The sequence below is a fragment of the Pseudomonas sp. KB_12 genome (assembly GCF_052114545.1).
In the GTDB taxonomy this organism is placed as follows: Bacteria; Pseudomonadota; Gammaproteobacteria; order Pseudomonadales; family Pseudomonadaceae; genus Aquipseudomonas; species Aquipseudomonas brassicacearum.
The window spans coordinates 130082-139018 of the sequence record NZ_JBFREY010000014.1 but is presented as its reverse complement, the minus strand read 5'-3'; the positions used below and the strand labels follow the sequence as shown (position 1 = coordinate 139018).

The following is an 8937-nucleotide window of genomic DNA, read 5'->3' as shown; positions in this document are numbered from 1 at the left end:
CTCGGTGTGCCCTCACTCCGGCATTGCTCCGTGGGCCGCCGCGAAGGGCCATCCATGGCCCAGCGCGGCTACCTCGGCATCCATGCCGAGGTGCCCACTGCGCAATGCCTGCGTTCGGCCATCGTGGTTAACGGGGCGCCCCAGATCAACATCAACGTCCACCGCGAGGCGGCCTAACAGCCGACCTGGTTCCTGTGGGAGCGAGCTTGCTCGCGATGAGCACTGCAACACCGCCGTCATTGGCGGGTGCAGTATCACCTTCAGCCCACCGGCAGTCGCAGATATTCCGGCTGCAGGTAGTTGAACCACAGCAGGATCATTTCCACCAGGATTGTCACCAGGACCAGCAAGCCGACGCCCCAGACACTCGTCGAGTAGAGCAGGCCCTGTTCTTTCCTGAGGTTCATGAACTTGGGCAATCCGACGAACAGCAGGAATGTCGAGTAGGCCGAGGCCAGTAACAACACCGCCACCGCCAGCCAGCGATTCGGGTAGAGCCCGAAGATCCCGGCCAGGAAGTATGGCGTCGCGGTGTAGGCGGCGAAGCCGATGCATTGGTTGACCGTCGGGCGGACGTCGAAGGTGCGGGACATCCAGCGAATGAACAGTCCCATCAGCGCGACGCCGACCACGATGGTCAGGTACAGCAGCACGCACAATTGAAATGCGCTGGCGCGGCTGAGACGTACCGTTTCGTTTTCGGCCAGGCTCCAACCGGTCCAGGTGGTGCCGATGAACAGGCACACCGCGGGAATCAGGGCCAGCAATAGCAAATGAGCCAGGTAGTGGCGCGGATGAGCCTGTTCCTGCTCGCGAATGTCTGTCCAGGCGAAATCAGGGTGCGTGAACAGTTTGACGAAAGGTGCAGACATGACGACCTCCTGATCGGGATGGCCTCTGCATGAGGCCCTTATAGGTTTGAGGTACAGCAAAAGACAGGGGTTTCATTTATTTCTCGGCGCAGGGCGAGGGCGCGATAAAGGGAATGAATCACAACGGCAAGAGTCAACCCATCAGCATCCCTGAAGGACCCTTTGCCATGACTGCTGCTCAAATCCTGGTTGATTATCTACGCGAGCATGACCTGCGCCTGACCACGGCCGAGTCCTGTACCGCCGGGCAGATCGTCACGTTGTTGGCCGAGGTCCCGGGCAGTGGTTCACTGATCGAAAGCGGCTATGTGGTGTATTCCCCTGAAGCCAAGCAGCGCTTGCTTGGTGTCAGTCCACGCACCATCGATACCTTCAATCTCACCAGTCGTGAAGTGGCCGAGGAGATGGCCCTTGGCGCCTTGCGCGACGCCAATGCCAATGTCGCAGTGGCGACCACCGGGCTGCTCGGGCCAGACGACAGGGACGGCATACCTGCCGGCACCGTGTGTTTTGCCTGGGCGTTCGATGTGAATGGCCAGCGATCGCTGTTCAGCCGCTGCGAACGCTTCTTTGGCAGTCGCGGCCAGGTGCAACTGTGGGCAGCGCAGTACGCGTTGCAGCAATTGCCGGCCTTTCACCAGCGGGCCGTGGCCGGTGAGCGTCGGTAGGAAGAGATCATGACCGATCAATACGAGCAGGACGACCACCGCAGCCGGCAGTTTCCGGTGCGTGAAGACATGGCCTTCCAGAACAAGGTCTGGCGCTTCGAGCGAGTGGGCTGGTACGTGTTGGTGCTGCTGGTGATCCTGACCTTGCTGGGGCTGTTTTCCCGTGGGCCATTGAGCAGCCGGGAGCTGCAAAGCCGCGACGGTAGCCTCGGCGTCGAATACGAAGCCTTCCACCGCAACGGCTCCACCAACGCCATGGTCATTCGTCTCAAGGGACAACCCAACGCCGTGCTGGAAGTCGAGTTGGGCGGCGACTGGCTGGAAGGTTTCGAGGTGCAAGCGTTACAACCGGCGCCAATACATTCGGCAGGCGCGGGGCAGGGCATGACACTCCGGGTCCAGGCCGATGAGCGGGGGCAGGCCAGCCTGCATCTGTCATTGCTCGGCGAAGGACTCGGCACCTACCACAGCCGCATCGCCATCTCCGGCGGTGCTGCGGTCAGTTTCACTCAGTTCATTTTCCCTTAGGTGACCTATGGATTCGGTGCTGCGGGCAACTGCGATTTACCTGGCATTGCTGGTGTTGTTCAAGATCGCTGGACGCCGGTCGCTGGCGGAACTCACCACCTTCGACTTCGTGTTGTTGATGATCATCGGCGAGGCGACGCAGCAGGCGTTGCTAGGGGATGATTTTTCGCTCACCAACGCGCTGATGGTGATCGTGACGCTGATCGCCATCGATGTGGGATTGTCGTTGCTCAAGCAACGTTCCCAATGGGTGTCACAACTGATCGATGGTGGCCCGACTGTCATCGTCGAGGACGGGCGAATCCTCCAGGGCCGGATGCGTCATGCCCGGCTGGTAGAAGCCGACATCATGGAGGCGGCGCGCTCGAGCCAGGGTATCGAGACCCTGGCGCAGATCAAGTTTGCGATCATCGAGCGCAATGGGAAGATTTCGGTGATTGCCAAGGAGCCGTCCTGAGCGCTGTCGTCGGGCACTTTTTTGTGGCGAGAACTTGCTCCCGTCGGGTCTGTAGGAGCTGGCGAAGCCTGCGATCTTTTGATCTTTCACTTGAGCCCCAGGTGTCTTGGTAAAGATCGCAGCCTCGTTGCACTCGACAGCTCCTACGCCGCTTCTATCCCTACAGTATCGGCTTGCCTCCGGTAATCCCGTAGCGAGTCCCGGAGATGTAGCTGGCTTCGTCCGAGGCCAGCAGCACATAGATCGGCGCCACTTCCACCGGTTGGCCGGGGCGGCCGAGCGGGGTCTGGGAGCCGAAATGCTGTACCTCTTCCTCGGGCATGGTCGCCACGATCAGCGGCGTCCAGATCGGTCCTGGTGCCACGCTGTTCACTCGGATGCCCTTGGGGCCGAGCATTTGCGCCAGGCCGCCGGTGAAGTTGGCAATGGCGCCCTTGGTGGTTGCATACGCCAGCAGCGTCGGCTTGGGCATGTCGGAGTTGACCGAACTGGTGTTGATGATCGAGCCACCCGGCTTCATGTGCGGCACGGCAGCCTGGCAGATCCTGAACATCGCCGTGATGTTGATATCGAACGTACGCACCCATTCTTCGTCGGATATTTGCTCGAGACTTTCATGGGTCATCTGGAACGCGGCATTGTTGACCAGGACGTCGATATGCCCGAAGCGGGCGACGGTTTCGTCGACGATTTTGCGGCACTGGTCTTTGTTTGCCAGGTCACCGGGCAGCAACAGGCATTGGCGTCCGGCCTGCTCGACCCAGCGCGCGGTTTCCTTGGCGTCTTCATGCTCGTCCAGGTAGGCAATCGCCACGTCCGCGCCTTCACGGGCAAAGGCAATGGCGACGGCGCGACCGATGCCGCTGTCGGCGCCGGTGATCAGGGCGATTTTGTTCGCCAGTCGTCCGGAGCCGGTGTAGCTCTGTTCGCCGCAGTCCGGGTAGGGGTCCATTTTCCGTTGGTTGCCGGGCACCGGCTGGCTTTGTTTCGGGAAAGGTGGGAAAGGGTATTCGACCATTGTCGTTCTCCAGGCTTGGTTGCGATGGAGGGTGGACTGTGGGGTTTCGGGCAGAGTTCGGTCGGATTTTATTGTCAGTCGATGAGCGTGATGACGAGCGTTTCGTCGGTGAACAGAGCGCTGCGACGAGCGTCAGATGAAGCGATGTTCTTCAATGAACGTACGGGTTTCGATAAGGAGCAGGACCATGTTCAGTCACATACAGATCGGCGCGCGCGACCTGCCGAAAATGGTCGCTTTCTATGACGCCGTCCTCGGCTGCCTGGGACTGGAGCGCATCGAGGGTGAACACGACTCAGGCCCGCCGGGGGAGGGGTGGCAGCGCCCCGGCAAGCATTGGCCACAGGTTTTCGTCCAGTTGCCTTTCAATGGCCTGCCCGCTACGTGGGGCAATGGCATGCAAGTGAGCTTCGCCGCTGACTCGCCGCAAACCGTGCGTGCTGCCTGGGAGCGGGCGATTGCCATGGGCGGTATCGACGAAGGCCCACCCGGCCCGAGGCCACAGTATTGCGAAGGTTATTTCGGGGCCTATTGCCGCGATCCGGAGGGCAACAAGCTGTGCTTTGTCCATGCGCCGGATATGCATGAATAACGCACAAATCCAGCATGGCTAGGCGCTTGTGTGGCGAGGGCGCTTGCTCCCGCTGGGGCGCGTAGCGGCCCCCAAACTATCTGAGGGCTGCTTCGCAGCCCAGCGGGAGCAAGCGCCCTCGCCACAATGGATTGTTGGCGCCTGTTGGATCAGCCCCTGGCCTTCAGGCTACGCTCCATTCGCGCAATCCCTTCCTCCAGCAGCGCCCGCGGGCAGCCGAAGTTCAAGCGCACGAACTGACCGGCGTCGTCGCCAAAATCCAGGCCTGCACTGAGCCCCACCTTGGCTTCTTTCAGGAAAAAGCCTTGCGGGTCATCCAGCCCCAACCCGGAGCAATCCAGCCAAGCCAGGTAAGTGCCTTGGGGCACGGTCATGGTGATGCCCGGCAGGCGAGAGTTCACCGCTTCGACCAGGTAATCGCGGTTGGCTTGCAGATATGCCTTCAAGGCCTCTAGCCACGGGCCGGCCTCGCTATAGGCCGCACGGGTCGCTTCAAGGCCCAGGGCATTGACGCTGTCGACCATGCCGGCCCGGGCGCTGTTGACCCGTTCGCGCAGCTTGGCGTTCTGGATAATCGCGAACGAGGTTTTCAACCCGGCGATATTGAAGGCCTTGCTGGCGGACATCAGGGTGATGGTGCGCTCGGCAATCTCCGGGCTGAGGGAGGCGGTTGGAATGTGCACACGGCCGTCGAAGCACAGTTCGGCATGGATTTCGTCGGAGATGATCCAGGCGTCCTGCTCCAGGCAAATGTCTGCCACGGCCTTGAGTTCCTGGCGGTCAAACACCTTGCCCAACGGGTTGTGAGGATTGCTCAGCAACAGCGCGCCACCGCCCTGCAATGCTTCGCGCAACGCAGCCAATGGCGTGTGGAATTCACCGTTGACCGGGTTGAATGGCAATTCCACTTTGTTCAACTGCCAGTGACCCGGGGCGTTGCGCAGCGGCGGGTAGTTGGGCACCTGCACCACGACATTCTGCTGGGGTTCTACCAAGGCATGCAGCGCCATGTTGAAGCCCGGTTCGACACCCGGCAGGAACACAATCTGCTGGGGTTCGACGCGCCAGGCGTACTTGCTCCACAGGTCGGCCACGACGGCGGCACGCAGATCGTCCTGGGCCACGCTGTAGCCCAGCATCGGATGTTCCAGGCGCTTGTGCAGCGCTTCGATGATCACGGGGGGGGCAGGGAAGTCCATATCGGCAACCCACATTGGCAACACATCGGCCGGGTAGCGGCTCCATTTGGTACTGCCGGTGCCGTGGCGCTCCAATACCGTGTCGAAATCGAAAGTCATGGGGGCTCCCATCAGTCAGCGAGTTGAGATGGCGAACATCATAAAGCAAAGGCCAATGAGAAATGCCGACAACATTGGCATCCTGACCCAGGTGATTCCCTGCACCTCTCGGTTTGTCCGGCAAACCGAGCCTTGCGCATACGCATGTATCTCTGTGTATCCACCACCTGTACAGATACGGATTGTTTCTTTTAAGCGCTTCGATGACACATCCGGGATACCTCGCCAGCGTCAAATGAACCCATCGAGACCGTCCAAGGGGTCTCACGGGCTCACCCGTCGTTTGCAAGGAGATCCACCATGGATACGACTCTGACGCACCACACGTTTGTACCACGCCTTCATCGCCTGCTCGCGCCTTCCATCCTGGTGCTCGCCATGATGCAACTCTGTCCCCTGGGGCTTGCCTCGTCGCAGGCAAACGCCGCCGAAGTACCTGCCAGCACCATCGGCGCCATTACCCCGGGTAGTCACACGTCGTTCGGCCCGTTGAAGCAGGTCAAGGCCGGCCTGTTGGACGTTTCCTATGCCGAGGTCGGTCCCGCCGATGGGCCGGTGGTCATCCTGCTGCATGGTTGGCCCTATGACATTCACAGCTACGCGGATGTGGCGCCAGCGCTGGCAGAGAAGGGCTATCGCGTGCTGATTCCGTACGCCCGCGGTTATGGCGATACGCGTTTCCTGTCGGCCAAGACCCTGCGCAACGGCCAGCCTTCTGCACTGGCAAGCGATCTGATTGATTTCATGGACGCACTGAAGATCAAGCAGGCCGTGCTCGGCGGTTATGACTGGGGCGCACGCACCGCCGACATTGTCGCGGCCCTTTGGCCGGAGCGGGTGAAGGCGCTGGTGGCGGTGAGTGGCTACCTGATCGGCAGCCAAGAGGCCGGCAAGGCACCGCTGCCACCGGCCGCCGAACTGCAGTGGTGGTATCAGTTCTACTTTGCGACAGAACGTGGCCGCCTCGGCTACGAGAAAAACACCCACGACTTCGCCAAGCTGATCTGGAAGCTGGCGTCACCCAAGTGGAACTTCGATGACGCGACGTATGAGCGAAGCGCCTCCGCCTTGCAGAACCCCGATCATGTCGCCGTTTCAATCTTCAACTATCGCTGGCGCCTGGGCCTGGTCAAGGGCGAGGCCAAATACGACGCGCTGGAAAAGAAACTGGCGACGTTCCCGTCGATCGGCGTGCCGACCATCACCTTGGAAGGTGATGCCAATGGCGCTCCGCACCCGCCTGCCGAAGCCTATGCCAAGCGTTTCACTGGCCAATACGAGCATCGCCTGATCGATGGCGGTGTCGGCCACAACTTGCCGCAAGAAGCGCCGCAGGCGTTCGCCCAGGCGGTGATCGACGCCGATCATCTTCAATGATGCCGCGTTCCCGGCATCTGAAGTGAAGGGTTGCCTGAAACAACGGATTTTCCGCCCAAGGGCTGATACTTGAAATCACCTTGGATCAGGCAAACATGCCGGCGGATCCGGCAAGCGGATTGGCATTTCGCTCCACATACTCTCGCGGCCCTGAGGCCCTGCCACGGATGTCTCCGAGTGGCAGGGGCTTCTGTAGGCCATCGAAAACATGTGTGCGAGTGCTTGATATGGAAAACAACGCGATCCGCTTTGCCTGCAACGGCTGCGGGATTTGCTGCAAAGGTCGGCTGATTCCACTGACGCTGGACGAGGCAAGGCAGTGGCTGCAACGCGGACACGAGGTGGCGGTCGTACTGGAGGCGTTCGATGAGTCGACCTGGCCTTCGGAGCCTCGACAATTCGCCCATAGCGCCCAACGGGCCGTGGAAGTCACCAGTGGCGATGCTCAGATTCGAGTCGTTGCGGTACTGGCGGGCAATGCGCTGACGCAGTGCCGCAATCTCGGCGACGATGGCCGTTGCGGTATTTATGAAGAGCGGCCGTTGGTCTGTCGAATCTACCCGATGGAAATCAATCCGCTCATTGCCTTGCGTCCTGCCGACAAGGTCTGTCCGCCAGAGGTCTGGGAGGCGGGCGAGGTCTTGTTTACCGACCGCGTGGTCGATCCGATCCTGGCCGATCAGATCGAACGTTCCCGCCAGGCGGACAGGGACGATGCCCAGGCCAAGATTGCGCTGTGTGAAGCGCTGGGCATGAACGTCGCCGCTTGGAAGGGCAACGCGTTGGCGGTGTACTTGCCTGATCGGGCGCAGTTGGCTGAAGCGATCATTCGCTACGATCGCGCCCCCGTGGCACCGACAGGCCTGGATTGGAAAGTGCGGGTCGAAACGCCGGACCTGGCCCAACGACTGCAGCAAGTGGGGGTCGCGCTGGATGATCAACAGTCAACCGGCTACATCTTCCAGAATCTTTAGGCACCCAGCCAAACCATCACTTTGTGCCCAGCCAACTCCTGAAACACATAGTCATTTCTGGCCCGAGGTGACTGATGCGAGCTACGGATCGTTAAATCGAGTAAGAAATTGCCTCAATCAGGCAAGCGACTCGAACCGCCGACCCAGCATACTGCGTCCATATTGATCAACGACTTGCGGTGATGCCGAACAGTGTTCGCCATCACCGCAAGTCGTGGGTCCGATGTTTTCAAGGAGTGAACTGTGCACACCGATTTCAACAGCGACCAGGGCGCCAGCGACATCCGTCGCCTGGCCGGCTCGGTCAGCCAGCTTGTGCCCAGCGAAGGCGACCAGATCACCGCCATTGCCGGCTTGAGCCTGCATCGGCGCAACGCGATCACCGCGCCGACGCACTGCATCTACGGCCTGGGTATCGGCGTGACCTTGCAAGGCCGCAAGCAAGCCATGCTCGGGGACGAGATACTGACCTACGCACCCGGCCAGTCCATGGTGACCTGCGTGGATCTGCCGGTCATTTCCCATGTCTCCCAAGCCAGCGTCGCCAAGCCGTTCCTGGGCATGATGCTGAGATTCGACGGCACGATGGTGATGCAGGTGGCCGAGCGCATGCAGTTGTCGCAACGCATGAGGGACGACGCGTTTCGACCGGTTACCGTACAAGCGCTGGATGCCGGGGTGCTGGACGCCCTGCGACGCTTGATAGACCTGCTGGACGAACCGTCGCTGCTTGAGACAGTGGCGCCGCTGATCAAGGAAGAGATCATCGCTCGGCTGTTGAGCGGTGCCCACGCGCCACAGTTGCTGCATGTGATCGCTGCCGGGTCACCCAGCCAGCACATCGCCAAGACGGTCGCCTGGTTGAAACTGAATTTTCGCCAGGCGTTGCGTATGGACGATCTGGCGGCACAAGCGCACATGAGTCCATCCACGTTTCGCCAGCATTTTCGCACCGTGACCGGAATGAGTCCGTTGCAATACCAGAAGCAGCTGCGGCTACAAGCCGCTCGGCAGTTGATGTTGAGCCAGAATGTCGACGCGAGCAGTGCAGGGGGCTTGGTTGGCTATGAAAGTGCCTCGCAGTTCAGCCGTGAATACAGCCGCTTGTTTGGTGCGCCACCGCAGCGGGATATCAAGCGCATTCGCTTGTGAT

At 60.7% G+C, this 8937-nt stretch carries 10 protein-coding genes; 7 read left to right on the top strand and 3 right to left on the bottom strand.

The genetic code is table 11. From position 1 onward, the window contains the following. Positions 1-260: 260 nt before the first annotated feature. Positions 261-872, bottom strand: a complete 612-nt coding sequence (locus AB4Z20_RS13850; protein WP_253474738.1) for a Yip1 family protein — start codon at positions 870-872, stop codon at positions 261-263. A 167-nt stretch (positions 873-1039) separates the two neighbouring features. On the opposite strand from AB4Z20_RS13850, the gene AB4Z20_RS13845 reads away from it, so the two are divergent. The 3 genes from AB4Z20_RS13845 to AB4Z20_RS13835 are packed head-to-tail and all read left to right on the top strand — an operon-like array spanning position 1040 to position 2525. Further along, positions 1040-1540 carry a CinA family protein gene (locus AB4Z20_RS13845; RefSeq protein WP_258691193.1) on the top strand — a complete coding sequence of 167 codons (501 nt, stop codon included), beginning with the start codon at positions 1040-1042 and terminating at the stop codon, positions 1538-1540. Positions 1541-1549: 9 nt separating this feature from the next. Further along, entirely contained in the window at positions 1550-2068 is a 519-nt protein-coding gene (locus tag AB4Z20_RS13840) for a hypothetical protein (RefSeq protein WP_442090112.1), read from the top strand. 7 nt (positions 2069-2075) lie between these two features. Then, positions 2076-2525 carry a DUF421 domain-containing protein gene (locus AB4Z20_RS13835; RefSeq protein ID WP_024618528.1) on the top strand — a complete coding sequence of 150 codons (450 nt, stop codon included), beginning with the start codon at positions 2076-2078 and terminating at the stop codon, positions 2523-2525. A gap of 160 nt (positions 2526-2685) precedes the next feature. On the opposite strand, the gene AB4Z20_RS13830 is transcribed toward AB4Z20_RS13835, so the two are convergent. After that, a complete protein-coding gene (locus AB4Z20_RS13830) occupies positions 2686-3543 on the bottom strand; it encodes an SDR family oxidoreductase (protein ID WP_258691195.1) in 858 nt (285 codons plus the stop codon). Between the two features lie 187 nt (positions 3544-3730). Here AB4Z20_RS13830 and AB4Z20_RS13825 point away from each other — a divergent pair, with 187 nt between their 5' ends. Next, positions 3731-4135 carry a VOC family protein gene (locus AB4Z20_RS13825; RefSeq protein ID WP_442090111.1) on the top strand — a complete coding sequence of 135 codons (405 nt, stop codon included), beginning with the start codon at positions 3731-3733 and terminating at the stop codon, positions 4133-4135. A 149-nt stretch (positions 4136-4284) separates the two neighbouring features. Here AB4Z20_RS13825 and AB4Z20_RS13820 read toward each other — a convergent pair whose 3' ends face one another. Next, positions 4285-5433 (bottom strand): MalY/PatB family protein, encoded by a 1149-nt coding sequence (locus AB4Z20_RS13820; RefSeq protein WP_253474754.1) that lies wholly within the window; start codon positions 5431-5433, stop codon positions 4285-4287. Positions 5434-5733: 300 nt separating this feature from the next. Between AB4Z20_RS13820 and AB4Z20_RS13815 the strand changes: the two genes are divergently transcribed. From AB4Z20_RS13815 to AB4Z20_RS13805, 3 genes are all read left to right on the top strand, one after another. Next, entirely contained in the window at positions 5734-6810 is a 1077-nt protein-coding gene (locus AB4Z20_RS13815) for an alpha/beta fold hydrolase (RefSeq protein ID WP_320390502.1), read from the top strand. A gap of 227 nt (positions 6811-7037) precedes the next feature. Further along, positions 7038-7784 (top strand): YkgJ family cysteine cluster protein, encoded by a 747-nt coding sequence (locus AB4Z20_RS13810; protein ID WP_442090110.1) that lies wholly within the window; start codon positions 7038-7040, stop codon positions 7782-7784. 243 nt (positions 7785-8027) lie between these two features. After that, positions 8028-8936 (top strand): AraC family transcriptional regulator N-terminal domain-containing protein, encoded by a 909-nt coding sequence (locus AB4Z20_RS13805; RefSeq protein ID WP_442090109.1) that lies wholly within the window; start codon positions 8028-8030, stop codon positions 8934-8936. The last annotated feature ends 1 nt before the right edge of the window (position 8937 follow it).